Source organism: Halopiger aswanensis (assembly GCF_003610195.1).
Taxonomy (GTDB): domain Archaea; phylum Halobacteriota; class Halobacteria; order Halobacteriales; family Natrialbaceae; genus Halopiger; species Halopiger aswanensis.
In genome coordinates this window covers 35,567-51,410 of record NZ_RAPO01000001.1, presented here as the reverse complement: position 1 = coordinate 51,410, position 15,844 = coordinate 35,567, and the positions used below count along the sequence as shown (strand labels likewise).

The window sequence follows — 15,844 nt, the reverse complement described above, 5'->3', positions numbered from 1 at the left end:
TCCTAGTAGGCGCTGACGGGAATAAATCTCCTGCCGGTCGGCACGGATCGACAGTCGATCGCCTCCGGGAGTGCACGCGATCGCGCCGGGACCGCCGGCCCAGCCGGCGGTCAGCCGTCCGTCGGCCGGTACCAGTCCGGCGCCTCGAGGAGCCGGACGTCCCCCGCGTCGGAGGCGACGGCTCCCCTCGCCTCGAGTCGCGGGAGGTCGACGTGAACGAGTCGGATTCGGAGTCGATCGCGGTCCCGCTCGAGCGCCGGCGCGTCCGCCTCGGCGGCCAGTGCGTCGACGAGCGCGGAGACGGGTGCGGTTCCCCCGCGGGACTCGAGGTGAGAAAGGAGACGGGACCGTCGGCGGAGCGCGGCCGGTTCGGTTGTGGAGGAGAGCGTCTCATCGGCTCGGAGGGCGCGAAGCGAGACGGGCAGCGCCGAGTCGGAATCGTTGCGGACCATCGTCGGTCGCGGCTTCGGCGGGGCCGTCAAAGGCGGTTCTGGCAAATCCGTCCAATGGTCGGTCGCCCGGGTCGCCAGATCGGGTCGGCGAGACCCGAACGGGACGTTCGCGGGGCATCACACCGCTTAACTTTCAGCCGGGGGAAGTGCCGGTAATGACCCTGCACGTGACGAACACGTTGACGGGCGAACGGGAGCCGTTCGAGCCACAGGACCCGGAGAACGTCTTGCTCTACTACTGTGGCCTGACGGTCTCGGACCCGCCCCACCTGGGCCACGCGCGGTCGTGGGTCCACGTCGACGTCATGCACCGCTGGCTCGAGTACCTCGGCTACGACGTGCGTCACGTCGAGAACTTCACCGATATCAACGAGAAGATCGTCGCCCGCGTCGGGGAGGACGACTTAGGCGAGAGCGAGGACGAGGTCGCCCAAACCTACATCGAGCGCACGCTCGCGGACATGCGCTCGCTGAACCTCCGACGCGCGGAGGTCTACCCCCGCGTCTCCGAACACGTCCCGGAGATCGTCGACCTCGTCGAGACCTTAGTCGAGAAGGGCTACGCCTACGAGTCCAACGGCTCGGTCTACTTCGACGTCACCGCGTTCGACGAGTACGGCAAGCTCTCGAACCAGGAACTCGAGGAGATCGAGTCCCAAGGCGACCCCGACGAGCGATCCGAGAAGCGCCACCCGGCGGACTTCGCGCTCTGGAAGGCCGGCGGCGTCGGCGCCGACGCGATCGAGGAGCACCGCCACGAGGGCGCGGCGCCCGCCGAGGCGGCCTGCGAAACGTCCCAGACCTGGGAGTCGCCGTGGGGCGAGGGCCGTCCCGGCTGGCACATCGAGTGCTCGGCCATGAGCATGACCCACTTAGACGAGACGCTCGACATCCACGTCGGCGGCCGCGACCTCGTCTTCCCGCACCACGAAAACGAGATCGCCCAGTCCGAGGCCGCGACCGACCGGCAGTTCGCCAAGTACTGGCTCCACTGCGAACTGTTCCAGATGGACGAGGAGAAGATGTCCTCGAGTCTGGGCAACTTCGTCACCGTCGAAGATGCCGTCGAGCAGTGGGGCACGAACGTCCTGCGAACCTTCCTGACCGCGGGCTCCTACAACAGCAAGCAACTGTACTCCGACGAGACCATCGCCGAGGCCGAGGAGCGCTGGGAACGCCTCGAGCGCGCCTACGAGACGGCCGTCGAGGCGGTCGACTCGCCGGACGCGCGGACGAAAGTCGAGGACGCGGCGTTCCGCGACGCTGTCGACGAGGCCCGCGAGGCGTTCGTCGAGGCCATGAACGACGACTTCAACACGCGCGAGGCCCAGTCCGCGCTGCTCGAGATCGCGAGCGAGATCAACGCCCACGTCGAGGACAACGACGAGTACGACTACCGCGGGCTCCGCGAGGCCGTCGAGACGCTCGAGGAACTGGGCGACGTCCTCGGCCTGTCCTTCACCGACGAGACGTCGGGGACGGCCGAACTCGCCGGCGACGTCGTCGACCTCGTGCTCGAGGTCCGAGAACAGGAACGGGAGGACGGCAACTACGAGCGCGCCGACGAACTGCGCGACGAACTCGAGGCGCTCGGCATCGAGGTGCAGGACACGGACGAGGGACCGACGTACCGACTGCCGTCGGGCGAGTAGCGTCCCGATCGCCGCTGATTTTTCGACCGCTTTCGCGCTTTCGACCGCGAGTCACCGCGTGCAGACCGACGCGACACTTATCCGCCCCAGCGTGGTCGCTCCGCTATGAACCGACGGCTGTTCGTCGCGGCAGTTGGGGCGACCGGACTCGGCGCGACGGCCGGCTGTCTCGACCGGTTCCTCGCGAGCGCGACGACGTTCGCCGCGTCGCCGGCCGTCGTCGCGGACGCGGCCGCCGACGAGGTCGGCTACGAGTACCGCGGCACCGCCGAGACCGTCGAAACCGAAACCGTCGCCGGCGAGACCGTCGAGGCGACGAACTACGGCAGCGAGTACACGCGGACGATCGACGCATCCCTGGCCGATCTCGAGGGCGAGACGGAGACCGAAACCGGCGTCTTCGGGGTCGTCACAACCCCGAAGGTCAGCGTCGCCGGCGAGGACTTCAATCCCGTCGGCCACATGTCCCGCGCGGAAATCGCGCTCGAGGTCCAGCACCGGTACGACGACCTCGCGGTCGACGACGCACCGATCGGTCGGCGAACGGTCGAGACGCTCGGAACGGCGATCACGGTCGATACCTTCGAGGGAACGGCGACGTTCGGCGAGTACGACGACGTCGACGTCTATCTGGACGTCTCGCAGCCCGACCACGGCGACGACCACCTCGTCGTCGTCGCCATCTACCCCGACGCGCGGGGGTTCGACCGGGCGTCGGAGGTCGAACGGATCGATACGCTGATCCGCGGCCTCGAGCACGGCGATGACGTCGACGTCGATATCCGCGAGGCGTGACGGCTGCGGGAGAACGAGGTGAGAAGCGACGCCTTACAGTCCGACTGCGGTCGCGATCGACAGGCCGCTCGCGAGCGCGCCGAGCAGGTAGCCCCCGATTGCACCGCCGTTGAGCAGCGGCAGGCCGGCGTGCGCGCGGCCCTTGAGGACCATGTACATCAGCACGAGCAGCCCGGCGATCGTCCCGACCAGCGCGCCCAGCGCCGGCCAGTTCAGCGTGATGAGCGGGACCGCGATCGTTCCGGCCTCGAGGAAGAAGGCCGCGCTCACGACGAGGATCGTGGGGATGACGGCGTCGCCGAGGCCGATGAACAGGGCGTCGCGGTCGATGTTTCGGTCCTCGTCAGCGTCGTTGGCATCGCCACTGGCCTGCGCCTCGCTATCTGCATCGGAGGCGCCGTCGCTCCCGCCGTCCTCGAGCGTCTCCGCTTTGCTATCGGGCGCGAGATACGAGTACGAGAGCGTCGTCGGCACGACGAGGACGACGGGGATCTTGAGGTCCATCACGCCCTCGGCGAGGTCGAGCATGTGTTCGGTGCCGTAGACGCTGATGGCGTCGTAGACCGCCAGCACGGTCAGCAACAGCAGCGCCGGCAGGAGTCCGAAACTGATGCCGAACAGGGCGGCGGCGCCGGCGCCGATCAACACGCCGGCGCCGTCGATGACGTACCACTCCGGATAGAGGTAGAGAGCCGCGCCGACGCCGGCGGCGGCCGCCGCGGCGAGGGCGTTCGTCGAGCCGACCGTGACGACCGGGGGTACGAACTCGCTTAAGACGTACCACGCGAGCATGACGCTGACGGCGACGATCATCGCGCGGATGAGTCCCTGCAGATCGTACTTGAACGCCGCGAGCATGAATCCGGTCGCGACGAGGATGATGCCGAAGTAGACGATACTGTTAGTCGGGTTCGTGGGGTCGTCGACGGCCTGCCGTTCGGACTCGTAGAACGGCTCGAGCAGCGCCAGCGCACCGAGTTGGACGCCGAGAAAGAGCAGTACCGTCACGCCGACGGCCACGAGAACCCGTTTTCGATCGTCGTTCATAGCGCGGCGTTTGGCCCCGGGTCCTATGGTGTTTTTGTTACACGGATACTCGTCGGGGAACGTCTGGGAACGTCGGGAAACGGCCGCGAACGGACGTCGTCCGCTGTGGCCCGCTACCGGGACTACCGAGCGTAGAGCGTCGACCCGACCAGCGACGGCAGGTGGACGTCGTCGTCCGGCGTCACCGCCAGGTAGGGGCGATCGACCGGCCCGAAGACGTCGACGACGCGGCCGACTTCCTCGAGGTTGTCGTCGAGAACGGTGGTGCCGATCTCGTCACGGTGGGCATCAGTGTCGGCGTCGTCGCCGTCAGCGTCGTCCGCCCGCAGCACGGCCAGCCCCTGGGCGGTGCGGACGACCGATCCGATCCGGCGCATCTCACTCCCGCATCGCGACGACGTACGCCGCGACGGCCTGGATGAGATCGTTCTTCGTCGAGTCGTCGGCGCCGCGGACGACGACCCGGCCGCGCTGGGCCCACGGCTCTCGAGAGTAGGCTTTGTCCCGCTCGATCGTCGCGTCGTACCCGATCTGCTGGACCGCTTTGGCGATCTCGTCGACCGTCGGCTCCTCGACTGCCAGGTCCTGCGAGACGCGCCGTCCCTCGGATCGCGACAGGGTCGCATCGAGGTAGGCGGGCCAGATGACGTTCTCGACCATACGTTCGTCTGCGTAGGCCGTGGTGTAAATCCTTTTCAAAAGACTCGGCTGCAGCGACTCGAGCGAAACGAAACTCGAAGCGGGGGTGCGTTACTGTCGGCGGGTCAGCAGTGCCCCAACGGCGAGCACGCCGACGATCGCAACGGGCGCGCCGAAGCCGGGGATCGAATCGCCGCTCGAGCCCTCGTCTTCGTCGTCAGTGGTCCCATCGGCCGATCCCTCATCGGACGTGTCGTCCGATTCGTCGGCGGAACCGTCGTTCGACCCGTTGTCCGCCGTCTCGTTTTCGTCGGTAGAGACGTCAGTATCGATCTCGAGGTCGGATTCGGCTTCCTCGTAGGCGTCGGGGTGGACCGCGCTGGCGATCTCCTCGATCGCGGTGACGACGAGCGGACCGGGCTGGCTCATGTAGTTATCGTTGACCACGACGAACTGTTCGTTCTCGTAGGCGGTCGTCGACTCCGCGGCCTCGCTGACCGGCGGTTCGTCCATCGAGTCGCCGTAGACGATCCACTCCGGATCCTGCTCGAGGACGACCTCGTCGCTAACGGTCGCCCACCCCTCGATGCCGGCTTCCGCGCCGAGGTTGTCGACGCCGGCCGTCGTCAGGATCTCGTGCTGGAAGGTACCGTTACCGGCGGTGTAGCCGCCGCCCATCGCGTAGTAGGCCAGCGGCCGGTCCTCGTCGGGGATCGCCTCGTCGACGACCGAGAGCCGCTCGTCCATCCACTCGAGAGTCTCTTGAGCACCCTCACACTCGCCGACGAGTTCGCCGGTGAGTCGGACGTTCTCGGCGACGTCGTCCAGCGACTCACTCGTGGGGAAGACGTAGACCGTCAGCCCGGCCTCGCGGAGCTGGTCGATCACGTCGTCGCCCTCGAGGGCGTTGGCCGCGAGAACGACGTCGGGCTCGCGGTCGATGACCTCCTCGGCGACGGGCGTGACGCCGTCGTCTTCGGTGATGTCGAGGTCGGCGCTCGCGTCGAGGTAGTCGGTGTACGAGCCGACCGGCATGCCGACGACCTTCTCCTCGGCGCCGATCTCGAACAGCGTCTGCGCGTCGCTGGGCTGGAGCGCCACGACCGACTCGGGTTCCTCTTCGATCGTGATCTCCTCACCCGTCGCGTCCTCGAGCGTGAGCGGGTACTCGCAGGTCGGGTCTTCCTGTGTCTGTGCTAGCTGTGCCGCCTGTACCGTCTGTGCCGTCTCTGCCGTCTCTGCCGTCGACTGCCCGGCAGTCGCCGACGGGCTCCCGACGACGCCGGCGGGAACCGCACCGGCGAGGAGCACGGTCGCGGTGAGAAGCAGGATCAGTAGTCGTCGCATCGTCGGTACTTCCACCCGAGCCCAACAAATACTTGACTACTGCAAGCGAGGTTGCAATCGTGTCGCAGCCGGGCCGCATTCTCTCGTGGACGGTCGCGCTCGCAGCGGTGCTGCTCGTCGTCGTCGTCGCCAGTGCGATGTTCGGCCCCGTCCGGATCGACGCGCTCACCGTGGTGCGGGCGATCCTCAACCGAGTCGGCGCCGGCCCGTACGATATCTCCTCAGCCCACCAGGCGATCGTCGTAGACGTTCGTCTGCCGCGGATCGCGCTGGCCGCGGTCGTCGGCTTCGCGCTCGCGGCCGCCGGGACGGTCATGCAGGGCTTCTTTCGGAATCCGCTGGCCGATCCGTCGATCATCGGCGTCTCCTCGGGCGCGGCGGCCGGCGCGGTCGCCGCGATCGCGTTCCCGGCGCTCGTGCCGTTCGGCAGCCTCCACCTCGCGGCGTTCGTCGGCGCGCTGGCGACGGCGTTTCTCGTCTACGCGATCGCGACCGAGGGGGGCCGGACGCCGGTCGCGACGTTGCTGCTCGCGGGCGTCGCGGTGCAGGCGTTCCTGGGCGCGGCGATTTCGTACATGCTCGTCCACAGCGGCGACAGCCTCCGCGAGGCCGTCGTCTGGCTGATGGGGCACCTCCACAACAGCACCTGGGGCGACGTGCGCTTCGCCCTCCCGTTCGCCCTCGTCGGCGTTCTCGCGCTCTGTGCGTTCGCCCGCGACCTGAACGTCCTCCTGCTCGGCGAGGAGGACGCCCACCACCTCGGGGTCGACGTCGAGCGGACCAAGCTCCTTCTGCTCGCGCTGGCCAGCGTCGTCACCGCCGCGGGCGTCGCCGTCGCGGGCGTCATCGGCTTCGTCGGCCTCGTCGTCCCCCACATCATGCGGCTGATCGTCGGCCCCGATCACCGCATCCTGCTGCCGACCAGCGCGCTCGCCGGCGCCTCCTTTCTCGTCGCGACGGACACGCTCGCTCGAGCGGGGCCGGCCGAGGTCCCGGTCGGGATCGTGACCGCTGCGCTCGGGGCGCCCTTCTTCCTGTTCCTGCTCGTGCGACGGGAGGTGCATTCGGTGTGAACGACGACGGGCGCACCCTCGAGGCGGACGCGGAACTCGCGACCCCCGAACCGGCACCCATCACTGTCGAAAACGTCTCTCACGCGTTCGACGACCTCTCGGTCCTCGAGGACGTCTCGCTGACCGTCGAGCCCGGCGAGTTCGTCGGCCTCGTCGGCCCGAACGGCGCCGGGAAGACGACCCTCCTGCGGACGATCAGCGGCGCGCTCGAGCCCGATGCGGGAACCGTCGAAATCGACGAGACCGACGTCCACGACGTTTCCTCGCGAGCCTCGAGCCGGCTCGTCGCGGTCGTCCCGCAGGACACGACGCTCTCCTTTTCCTTCGACGTACGAGACGTCGTCGAGATGGGCCGTCATCCACATCGCTCGCGATTCTCACCGCCGCGGCCCGAGGACCGTGCGATTGTCGAACAAGCCCTCGAGCGCACCCGAACGGCCGATCTCGCGGACCGACCGATCGACGAGATCAGCGGCGGCCAGCGCCAGCGGGTCGTCCTCGCTCGCGCGATCGCACAGGCGACGCCCGCGCTCGTGCTCGACGAACCGACGGCCAGTCTCGACATCAACCATCAGGTCGAGACGCTCGAGTTGGTCCGCGAGCTGGTGTCGGAGGGCCGGACGGCGGTGGCGGCGATCCACGACCTGGATCTCGCCGCGCGGTACTGCGATCGGCTCGTGCTGCTGGCCGACGGCGACGTGTACCGAGAGGGGACGCCGTCGGACGTGCTCACGGGCGACGCGCTCGCGGAGTCGTTCGACGCGCGTACGGTCGTGACGCCGAACCCGGTGACCGGGAGCGAGACGGTGACGGCGCTTGCGGGCGGCGACAGAAACGCGACGGCGGACGGAGAGCCGACCGAACCACCGCTTCCGGACCGCGTCCACGTCCTCGGGAGCGGCCGCGCCGCCGCCGGCGTCCTCGCCCGCCTCGAGACCGCCGGCGTCGACGCGTCGATCGGCCCGGTTCCGGCCGGCGACGCCGCGGCGGAACTCGCCCGCTCGCTCGCGGCGGACGTGCTCGAGGTCGATCCGTTCGCGGGGGGTTCGGACGCGGACATCTCGGCGGCCACCGACGCGATTCGTGAGGGTGACGTCATTGTCTTCGCAGATTTCGTCGCCGGAACCGGCACTGCGGGACTTCTCGAGCGACTCCCCGACGGGACGCCGACGGTGGTCGTCGAAACGCGACCGTTCGCCGACCGCAACTTCGCCGGTGCGGCGGCTCGAGAGCAGTATGCGACGCGTCGCGAGCGAGCGGTGAACGCAGCGGTCGAGGACGTGCTCGAGGCGGTTCGGACGGCGAACGCGGATCGCTCGGACGGCCAGTCGCCACCGCAGTCGACGTCGGCGATCGACTCGACCGACGATTGATGCGGTTCAAACCGAACTTACGCGCGTCGAAGCTCGGGAGAAGCGACGCGGTCGCCGGACCGACGCCGACGACGCCGGGGTCGGTGCAACGGACGTAACTACGCGTTAGCGCCGTCCGGGACAGCGGGCGCGCCGGTCGACGGGCGAATGTGTCGCCGTTTCGGGGCGCAATCGGCTGCTGAACGCGGAAACGTGAGTGCGGCTTTTTCTCCGCCGTCGGCGTCGGTCGCTGTGGATGACCGACCCCGATACCGACGCAGACCCCGACCGAACTCGACGCACGGCGCTCAAGATTCTCGGCGCGACGGCGGCGACGACGGGGCTGACGGCCAGCGTGGCCGCCCAAGACGACGAGACCGAGAACGAAACCGAGAGCGACGGGAACGAAACCGACGCGACCGCCGACGGGGACGACGGCGAATCGGACCAGCTCCCGATCATCCTCGCCGGCCGCACGGAGTACTGGTACGGCGTCGCGCCCGAGGAGATCGAGGGCGAGGAGAACCCGACGCTACAGTTCGAGACCGGTCAGGAGTACGAACTGGTCTGGATCAACGTCGACGGCGCCGAGCACGAACTGATCGTCGAAACCGAGGACGGCGAAGAACTCGAGGCCTCCGACTCTTCGGAGACCGCCGGCGAGGCCGTCTCGATGACGTTCGAGCCGAGTGAAGACGCGGCCGAGTACTACTGCGAGTACCACCCGGAGAGCATGCGCGGGGACGTCGAACTCGGCGAGGCGTTCGACCTCGAGCCCCACGAGCACGGCGAACACGACGAACACGGTGAGCACGGACACGACGGAATGAACGAGTCCGAGAGCGAGGGCGGCGGCAACGAGTCCCACGGGTAAGAATTCGCGGCTGCGCCGACGGGTATCGCGGCGACTCGAGCGACGAGCGCACCCGCAGATCGGAACGGACGGACGCAACTCGCAACTGGACGGTTTTTTACCCCTCCGCCTCCCAGACTCGGGCAATGACTGAGACCGAGTACGACTACGACGAGCTCGGACTCGTCGCCGGGCTGGAAATCCACCAGCAACTCGATACGGCGACGAAGCTGTTCTGCCAGTGTCCGACCGAGCTTCGCGAGCCCGAGGAAGCCGAGCGCACGTTCACGCGCTACCTCCATCCCACCCGCAGCGAACTCGGCGAGATCGACGAGGCCGCCTTAGAGGAGAGCAAGGTCGAACGCGAGTTCGAGTACCTCGCGTACGATACGACCTGTCTCGTCGAGGAGGACGACGAACCGCCCCACGAACTCGACGACGAGGCCCTCGACACCGTCCTCGAGATCGCCCAGCTGATGGACATGAGCCCGGTCGATCAGGCCCACGTCATGCGCAAGATCGTCGTCGACGGCTCGAACACGACCGGGTTCCAGCGCTCGACGCTGATCGCCACGGATGGGGAAATCGAGACCGACGACGGTGCGGTCGGCATCGAGGACCTCATGCTCGAAGAGGAGAGCGCCCAGCGCGTCGAGGAAACCGACGACGGCGTGCGCTTCAGCCTCGATCGACTCGGCATTCCGCTGGTCGAGATCGGCACCAGCCCGGACATCTCGACGCCCGAGCAGGCCCTCGAAGCGGCTGAGCGGATCGGCATGCTGCTGCGCTCGACGGGCAAGGTCAAGCGCGGCCTGGGGACGATCCGCCAGGACGTCAACGTCTCCATCGAGGAGGGCGCCCGCGTCGAGATCAAGGGCGTCCAGAGTCTGGACGACATCGACGACATCGTCCGCAACGAGGTCGGTCGACAGGTCGAACTCGTCGAAATCGCGGACGAACTGATCGAGCGCGACGCGGAAGTCGGCGAGCCCGAAGATGTGACTGCGGTCTTTGAGGACACCGACAGCGGCGTCATCCAGGGCGCGCTGAACTCCGGCGGCTCCGTGATGGGCGTCCCGCTGTACGGCTTCGACGGCCTCGTCGGCCGCGAGATCGCCCCCGACCGCCGGCTGGGCACCGAGTTCTCCGACCACGCCAAGCGCCACGGCGCGGGCGGCATCTTCCACACCGACGAACTGCCGGCCTACGGCGTTACCGAAGACGAAGTCGAGGAACTTCGGGACGCGGTCGGTGCCGGTCCCGAGGACGCCGTCGCCATCGTCGCCGACGAGACCGACGTCGCCGAGAGCGCCATCGAGGCCGTCGTCGAGCGCGCCGAAACCGCCCTCGAGGGCGTCCCCGAGGAGACCCGCGGCGCGAACGACGACGGGACGACCCGCTACCTGCGGCCCCTCCCGGGTGCGGCGCGGATGTACCCCGAAACGGACGTGCCGCCGGTCGAACCGGACCCGAGCGAGGTCCCCGAGCCCGAACTGCTGACCGAGAAGGTCGAGCGCTATCAGGAAGAGTACGATCTGGACGCCGGCCTGGCCGAGCAGGTCGCCTACGGCGAGTACATGCCGCTGTTCGAGGACGTCGTCGGCGAGGGCGTCGATCCGACGCTGGCCGCGACCACCCTCGAGTCGACGCTGACCGAACTGCGCCGCGACGACGTCCCCGTCGAGAACCTGACAGACGAGCACCTCAAAGGCGTCCTCGCGATGGTCGAGGACGGCGACCTGCCCAACGAGGGCGTGGGCGACCTCCTGACGGCGCTGGCCGAAGAGCCGGGCCGAACTGCCGAGGAAGCGGCGGAGGAAGAAGGGCTCGGCGGCGCCGAGGAGGAAGAGGTCCGCGAGGCCGTCGTCGAGGTCGTCGAGCGCAACGAAGCGCAGGTCGAAGAGGAAGGGATGCAGGCCTTCTCCGGGCTCATGGGCGAGTGCATGGGCGCGCTCCGCGGGAAGGCCGACGGCGACCTCGTGAGCCAACTGCTGCGCGAGGAGATCCAGAAGCGAGCCTGATTTCGGATCGATCGTTTCGTGCTATTGAACGAACGGTGAGAACGTAATCGAGTCCGCTTCGATATCGACGTACAGTCCGCTCGCATCGGTCTCTCCGTCAGACCATTCATAGGTATTCTCCGGTCCGTTATCGACGGCGAGGCGGACCTTAACTCGAGCACCGCTCGCGACCTCCTCGTACGCCTCGGATTCGTCTTCGTCGAGCGAAATCGTGTCCTCGAGCAACTCCGCGTCGTCGGACAGTCGCGTCACGAGGAGGCTCGCCGATACTATTTGCGACGTTTCGTTCGTAACGGTGATGTCCGTCGTTCCGCCGGCGTTCGCGCCCATACAGCCGGCCGTCCCGACCGCCGCGATCGAAAGGCCACCGAGGAACGTTCGTCGGTTACGTGTCACCGTCGGCACAATTTGTTCCTGTAGTGAAGTGTGTTCGGGATAAACAAGACCCGTTAGTCGTCGACCAGCTCCTCGAGCAGCGTCTCCAACTCGTAGCTCTGGAGCGCGTCCCGTTCCTCGATCGCCGAGATGACGAACGTCGAGTCGGTGCGTTCGACGCCCTCGATCTGCTCGAACTCCGCGATCAGTCGCTCGACCATCTCGCTGCCGCTCAGCCGGGCGACGACGATGAAGTCCGTCTCGCCCATCGTGAAGTAGACGTTCGTGACCCCCTCGACGGTCAGCAGCCGGTCCGCGAACTCCTCGTAGGAGCCCTGGTAGTCGGCGTGGACCTGAACCAGGACGGTGACGCCGAGGCCCAACGCCTCGAGATCGATGTCGTACCGGTCGTTCTCGATGACACCCTCCTCGCGGAGGTTGTTGAGCCGGTAGTGGATCGTCGAGACCGGAATGCCGGTCTCCTCGTGGAGCCGTTCGGGGCTGCCCGTCTCGAGTTCGGAGATCGCCTTCAGCAGCCGGATGTCGCGCTCGTCCATAGCGGTGGTTTCGTGCCCGCGAAGGTGTGTCTTTCGCCCGATACAATTGGAGTATTCTACAATATAGTGGTTTTGATCCGGTAGCGAATCGGATTATATCCATATGTGTGGTTCATAATTCGAGAAATCGCGGAGTTTGGCAGAAGCTTCTAAGTAGGCGAAGGTTTTTCGGATCGAGTATGACTCTACTCGGATCAGTGCCAGACGGGTACCGCGAAGCGGTGCTCTTTTCGATACTGGCGCTCTGTTGGGGAAGTTCGTTCGTCGCGATCGAAGTCGGCCTCGAGTACGTGCCGCCGCTGCTGTTCGCCGGCTTTCGGTACGCGATCGCCGGCGCGATCGTGCTCGGCTACGCGGCGGTCGCGACCGATCAGGTTCGGCCGGAGACGCGCACGGAGTGGCTCGCAGCAGGCGTCGCGGGCGTCTTCGTCATCGCGCTCTACCACGGACTCCTCTATCTCGGCGAACTCTACGTCCCCGGCGCAGTCGCGGCGACGGTCGTCAGCACGGCGCCGATCCTCACCGCGGCGTTCGCCGGCGCCATCCTCCCGGAGGAGCGGCTCGCGCCCGCCGGCGTCGTCGGCTTCGTGCTCGGCCTGCTCGGCGTGATTGCCGTCGTCCAGCCCTCGTCGTCGGCCTTTACCAGCGAGGTGACCCTCGGCGTCGCGCTCGTGTTCGGCTCGGCGATCGCCTTCGCTCTCGGGAGCGTACTCACTCGACCGTTCAAGTCGGACCTGCCGATCGAGACGCTGCAGGCGTGGGCCATGCTCATCGGTGCCGGCGTCCTGCTCGCGTGGGCGGGCGTCCGCGGCGAGTCGATGGCGTCGATCGCGTACACGACGGAGGCGGTCCTCTCCTTTGGCTACCTGACGCTCGTCTCCGGCGTGTTCGCCTTCTTCCTCTACTTCGAACTGCTCGAGCGCAGCGGCGCCACGCAGGTCATCCTCGTCAGCTACGCCGAACCGGTGGTCGCGATGGGCGTCAGCTGGGTCGTCGTGGGCTACGTCGTCGACTCGCTGACGATCGTCGGCCTGCTGACGATCCTCGCCGGCTTCGTCATCATCAAGCGCCGGGCGCTGTACGACCTCGTGCGCTCGAGCGGGATCGGCCGGACGACGTCGTTCACGACCGACTCGCGGGCCGCGGACGGCGCCTCGAGTGCGCACACGCGCACTGACGGCGGCGTGGACTTCGAATCGGGGGATGACTGAGTCCGACTGTCGACGGGCCCGACGACGGACGGGGCCCGTAGCCGGACCGTTTTTCACCTGCACGCGAGCAGAGAGAGTATGAACCGCGTTCGGATGTGGACGCTCGGTATCTTTCTGTTCGTCTTCGGCGACGCGGTCGCCATGCAGGCACGAGGGCCGATTCTCGCGGAACTCAGCGATGCGTTCGACGTCTCGGAGGCCGCGCTGGGGTTGGTCGCGCCGGCGGGGACTGCGGGATTCGTCCTCGCGGTCGTCGCGACGGGGCTGCTCGCCGGTCGGCTTCCGATCCGCCGGATGCTGGCAATCGGTGCGATCAGCGTCGTCTGTGCCCTCGCGGCGATGGCGGCGGCGCCGATCTACCTCGTCTTTCTCGGCGCCCTCCTCGTCCAGGGCGGGGCCGCCGGGGCCTTCCGTGGCCTCGATCGGGCGGTGCTGAGCCACCTCCACGCAGCGCGTCGCGGGCGCGTGTACGCAGCCTACGCGTTCGTCTGGGCCGTCGGCGCAGTGCTTGGCCCGCAACTCGTCAGCGCCGTGTTGACCGTCGCCGACTGGCGGGCCGTGTTCGTCGCCATCGCCTGTTTCTTCCTGCCGACTATCCTCGTCGCGGGCCGAACCGAACTCCCGGCGGTCGACGCCGAACGATCGCTCTCTCGAGCGGCGCTGGGCGAACTGCTTCGGCGGCGATCGGTCGTCGCCGCCTGCGTCGGCATGGCGCTGGTCGGCGCCGTCGAGGGAATCCTCTTCACGTGGCTCGCCTACTACGCCGGCACCTTCTACCCGACGACGACGGCGAACCTGCTGCTGTCGGTGTACCTGCTCGCGTACATGCCCGCACGCCTGGGCTACACGTTCGTGATCGATCGCGTCCCCGCGCTCGTGCTGTTGCTCGTCGCGACGCTGCCGACGATTCCGGCGTTGGCGGTCGCCTTTTCGGGAGCGACCGGCCCCGTCCTCTTTCTGGCCGTCTTCGTCGCCGGCGCGGGACTCTCGAGCGTGTTCCCGACGCTGTCGGCCTACGCCGTCGAGGCGGCGCCCGAGTACAGCGGGCCGCTGACCGCACTGACGACCGGCGCGACGTACGCCGGGATCGCAACCGCGCCGGCGATCGTCGGCGTGCTCGCCGAGTTCGCGGGGATCGGGCGCGCACTCTGGCTGACCGTCGCGCTGGCGGCCGCACTCTTCGCGACCGTCGCGGGGACGTGGCTCTGGACGGGCACGCCGAGCGCGCCGTCGTCGGACGCGGCCTCGAGTTGAACAAAGCCGAGGAGAACGGAACGGTCCAGCTATTCGCCGTCGACCAGGTCGCCCGCGTACTCGGCGTCGACCACGGCAGTCGTCCCGTCCTGCACCGCCGCGACGGTGACCGAATCGGCGTCCGCTCCCAGCGACGATTCCGACTCGAGGCGCTCGCGGTCGAGTCGCTCGGCGTCGGCGTAGGTCGCGATGGCGCGTGCGCTGGCGTCGTTGCTCTCCCCGTTCCCGACCGAGAGGTGCTGGTGGAGGCCGTTTGCTCCCTCGAACGCGTCGAACGCGAACGTGAGTTGGTCGGCGTCGTCGGCCGCGCTCTCGAGCGTTTCGGCTGCGAACTCGTCGTTCGAGGTGAAGAGGCCGAGTGCGATTCCGTCGTTCGCGCCCGCGCGGAGAAGGGCAGCGAACCCGTCATCGACCGCGTGTTTCGGCTCGCGCTCGCCGGCGGCCGTCGCGACGGTTCGCTCGACCGCAGTGACCGGATCGAAGTCCGAGTCGCTCCCGCTGGGAGCGGAGAAGGCGAAGACCTCGTCCGTGACCCCGACGACCTCGCCGGTCTCGGGGTCCGTATAGGTCGCGTACTCGCCGGAGACGGTTTCGGGGTCGTAGGCATCCGCACTCTCGAGGTCGGCCGTGAGGCCGTCGAAGTCGTACGCGCCGACGAACGCGTAGACGCCGTCGGCGAAGACGAACGTCTCCTTCGTGTCATCGGATTGATTGGTTTTGCTGTTCGCCTGATACGCCTCGAGGCTCGGCGAGCTCCCGAGCAGACTGATGGCGTGCGAGCAGTACAGCGCGACGAGGATCGGATTGCCGAGCAGCGGGTCGCTCGGTTCGTCGCCGCCCTCGGCGTCGGACCCCTCGAGCAGCGACGCCATCGTCTCGACGTCGATCGCCCCGTAGAAGTAGCCGGTTCCGCTCGTCTCGGGGAGGACGGAGGCGTACGACGGGAGCTCCGTTCCGAGCGAGACGTCGGCGTCGGCGGTCGATTGCCCGTCTCGAGCCCCTTCGTCGGACTCCTCAGTGCCGTCGTCGTCCGTGCCGTCGGCGGTTCCGGCATCGGCGTCGTCAGCGGTTTCCGAACAGCCGGCGAGGGCGAGCATTCCGGAGCCGACGAGCGACAGCGTGGTTCGTCGATCGAACGTAGTCATGCCGTAGGAGTCGCCGCTAGACCCACATTATTGTACTGGCCTCTTTGCCGAAAATATGTCAGCGCGGTCAC

At 67.8% G+C, this 15,844-nt stretch carries 16 protein-coding genes; 8 read left to right on the top strand and 8 right to left on the bottom strand.

What is annotated here, in order from left to right:
* Positions 1 to 110: 110 nt before the first annotated feature.
* Entirely contained in the window at positions 111 to 452 is a 342-nt protein-coding gene (locus ATJ93_RS00250) for a DUF7344 domain-containing protein (RefSeq protein ID WP_120242648.1), read from the bottom strand.
* Positions 453 to 607: 155 nt separating this feature from the next.
* Here ATJ93_RS00250 and cysS point away from each other — a divergent pair, with 155 nt between their 5' ends.
* The gene (cysS, locus tag ATJ93_RS00245) at positions 608 to 2,104 is read left to right on the top strand and encodes a cysteine--tRNA ligase (RefSeq protein WP_120242647.1); all 1,497 of its coding nucleotides are present in this window, start codon (positions 608 to 610) and stop codon (positions 2,102 to 2,104) included.
* A gap of 105 nt (positions 2,105 to 2,209) precedes the next feature.
* Positions 2,210 to 2,899, top strand: a complete 690-nt coding sequence (locus ATJ93_RS00240) for a DUF6517 family protein (RefSeq protein WP_120242646.1) — start codon at positions 2,210 to 2,212, stop codon at positions 2,897 to 2,899.
* Positions 2,900 to 2,932: 33 nt separating this feature from the next.
* On the opposite strand, the gene ATJ93_RS00235 is transcribed toward ATJ93_RS00240, so the two are convergent.
* The 4 genes from ATJ93_RS00235 to ATJ93_RS00220 all read right to left on the bottom strand — a co-directional run bounded on the left by ATJ93_RS00235 (position 2,933) and on the right by ATJ93_RS00220 (position 5,932).
* Positions 2,933 to 3,946, bottom strand: a complete 1,014-nt coding sequence (locus ATJ93_RS00235; RefSeq protein WP_120242645.1) for a presenilin family intramembrane aspartyl protease PSH — start codon at positions 3,944 to 3,946, stop codon at positions 2,933 to 2,935.
* A 122-nt stretch (positions 3,947 to 4,068) separates the two neighbouring features.
* Positions 4,069 to 4,323: an H/ACA ribonucleoprotein complex subunit GAR1 gene (locus ATJ93_RS00230; protein WP_120242644.1), complete on the bottom strand. Its 255-nt coding sequence runs from the start codon at positions 4,321 to 4,323 to the stop codon at positions 4,069 to 4,071.
* 1 nt (position 4,324) lies between these two features.
* Positions 4,325 to 4,606, bottom strand: a complete 282-nt coding sequence (srp19, locus tag ATJ93_RS00225; protein WP_013880847.1) for a signal recognition particle subunit SRP19 — start codon at positions 4,604 to 4,606, stop codon at positions 4,325 to 4,327.
* Between the two features lie 90 nt (positions 4,607 to 4,696).
* The gene (locus ATJ93_RS00220; RefSeq protein WP_120242643.1) at positions 4,697 to 5,932 is read right to left on the bottom strand and encodes a PGF-CTERM-anchored ABC transporter substrate-binding protein; all 1,236 of its coding nucleotides are present in this window, start codon (positions 5,930 to 5,932) and stop codon (positions 4,697 to 4,699) included.
* Positions 5,933 to 5,991: 59 nt separating this feature from the next.
* Between ATJ93_RS00220 and btuC the strand changes: the two genes are divergently transcribed.
* The 4 genes from btuC (at position 5,992) to gatE (ending at position 11,231) form a co-directional block, all read left to right on the top strand.
* Positions 5,992 to 7,005 (top strand): vitamin B12 ABC transporter permease BtuC, encoded by a 1,014-nt coding sequence (gene btuC / locus ATJ93_RS00215; protein ID WP_120242642.1) that lies wholly within the window; start codon positions 5,992 to 5,994, stop codon positions 7,003 to 7,005.
* The gene (locus ATJ93_RS00210; protein ID WP_120242641.1) at positions 7,002 to 8,378 is read left to right on the top strand and encodes a heme ABC transporter ATP-binding protein; all 1,377 of its coding nucleotides are present in this window, start codon (positions 7,002 to 7,004) and stop codon (positions 8,376 to 8,378) included. The genes btuC and ATJ93_RS00210 overlap by 4 nt, the downstream gene beginning before the upstream one ends.
* Positions 8,379 to 8,613: 235 nt before the next feature.
* Positions 8,614 to 9,231, top strand: a complete 618-nt coding sequence (locus ATJ93_RS00205) for a cupredoxin domain-containing protein (RefSeq protein WP_120242640.1) — start codon at positions 8,614 to 8,616, stop codon at positions 9,229 to 9,231.
* A 125-nt stretch (positions 9,232 to 9,356) separates the two neighbouring features.
* Positions 9,357 to 11,231 carry a Glu-tRNA(Gln) amidotransferase subunit GatE gene (gene gatE / locus ATJ93_RS00200; RefSeq protein WP_120242639.1) on the top strand — a complete coding sequence of 625 codons (1,875 nt, stop codon included), beginning with the start codon at positions 9,357 to 9,359 and terminating at the stop codon, positions 11,229 to 11,231.
* Between the two features lie 21 nt (positions 11,232 to 11,252).
* On the opposite strand, the gene ATJ93_RS00195 is transcribed toward gatE, so the two are convergent.
* Both ATJ93_RS00195 and ATJ93_RS00190 read right to left on the bottom strand, forming a co-directional pair.
* Positions 11,253 to 11,627 carry a hypothetical protein gene (locus ATJ93_RS00195; RefSeq protein ID WP_120242638.1) on the bottom strand — a complete coding sequence of 125 codons (375 nt, stop codon included), beginning with the start codon at positions 11,625 to 11,627 and terminating at the stop codon, positions 11,253 to 11,255.
* Between the two features lie 53 nt (positions 11,628 to 11,680).
* Positions 11,681 to 12,163, bottom strand: coding sequence for an Lrp/AsnC family transcriptional regulator (locus ATJ93_RS00190; RefSeq protein ID WP_120242637.1), 483 nt, complete (start codon positions 12,161 to 12,163; stop codon positions 11,681 to 11,683).
* A 179-nt stretch (positions 12,164 to 12,342) separates the two neighbouring features.
* Between ATJ93_RS00190 and ATJ93_RS00185 the strand changes: the two genes are divergently transcribed.
* Positions 12,343 to 13,374 carry a DMT family transporter gene (locus ATJ93_RS00185; RefSeq protein WP_120242636.1) on the top strand — a complete coding sequence of 344 codons (1,032 nt, stop codon included), beginning with the start codon at positions 12,343 to 12,345 and terminating at the stop codon, positions 13,372 to 13,374.
* Positions 13,375 to 13,452: 78 nt separating this feature from the next.
* Complete coding sequence (locus ATJ93_RS00180) at positions 13,453 to 14,628, top strand: MFS transporter (RefSeq protein WP_120242635.1); 1,176 nt, start codon at positions 13,453 to 13,455, stop codon at positions 14,626 to 14,628.
* 29 nt (positions 14,629 to 14,657) lie between these two features.
* On the opposite strand, the gene ATJ93_RS00175 is transcribed toward ATJ93_RS00180, so the two are convergent.
* On the bottom strand, positions 14,658 to 15,773 hold the full coding sequence (locus ATJ93_RS00175; RefSeq protein ID WP_120242634.1) for a hypothetical protein: 1,116 nt from the start codon (positions 15,771 to 15,773) through the stop codon (positions 14,658 to 14,660).
* Positions 15,774 to 15,844: the final 71 nt, after the last annotated feature.

Coding starts and splice junctions, on each gene's coding strand:
- ATJ93_RS00235 (WP_120242645.1), bottom strand. CDS start 3,946: ATGAACGACGATCGAAAACGGGTTCTCGTGGCCGTCGGCGTGACGGTA.
- ATJ93_RS00190 (WP_120242637.1), bottom strand. CDS start 12,163: ATGGACGAGCGCGACATCCGGCTGCTGAAGGCGATCTCCGAACTCGAG.
- ATJ93_RS00180 (WP_120242635.1), top strand. CDS start 13,453: ATGAACCGCGTTCGGATGTGGACGCTCGGTATCTTTCTGTTCGTCTTC.
- ATJ93_RS00240 (WP_120242646.1), top strand. CDS start 2,210: ATGAACCGACGGCTGTTCGTCGCGGCAGTTGGGGCGACCGGACTCGGC.
- gatE (WP_120242639.1), top strand. CDS start 9,357: ATGACTGAGACCGAGTACGACTACGACGAGCTCGGACTCGTCGCCGGG.
- ATJ93_RS00250 (WP_120242648.1), bottom strand. CDS start 452: ATGGTCCGCAACGATTCCGACTCGGCGCTGCCCGTCTCGCTTCGCGCC.
- cysS (WP_120242647.1), top strand. CDS start 608: ATGACCCTGCACGTGACGAACACGTTGACGGGCGAACGGGAGCCGTTC.
- ATJ93_RS00205 (WP_120242640.1), top strand. CDS start 8,614: ATGACCGACCCCGATACCGACGCAGACCCCGACCGAACTCGACGCACG.
- ATJ93_RS00185 (WP_120242636.1), top strand. CDS start 12,343: ATGACTCTACTCGGATCAGTGCCAGACGGGTACCGCGAAGCGGTGCTC.
- ATJ93_RS00220 (WP_120242643.1), bottom strand. CDS start 5,932: ATGCGACGACTACTGATCCTGCTTCTCACCGCGACCGTGCTCCTCGCC.
- srp19 (WP_013880847.1), bottom strand. CDS start 4,606: ATGGTCGAGAACGTCATCTGGCCCGCCTACCTCGATGCGACCCTGTCG.
- ATJ93_RS00175 (WP_120242634.1), bottom strand. CDS start 15,773: ATGACTACGTTCGATCGACGAACCACGCTGTCGCTCGTCGGCTCCGGA.
- ATJ93_RS00230 (WP_120242644.1), bottom strand. CDS start 4,323: ATGCGCCGGATCGGATCGGTCGTCCGCACCGCCCAGGGGCTGGCCGTG.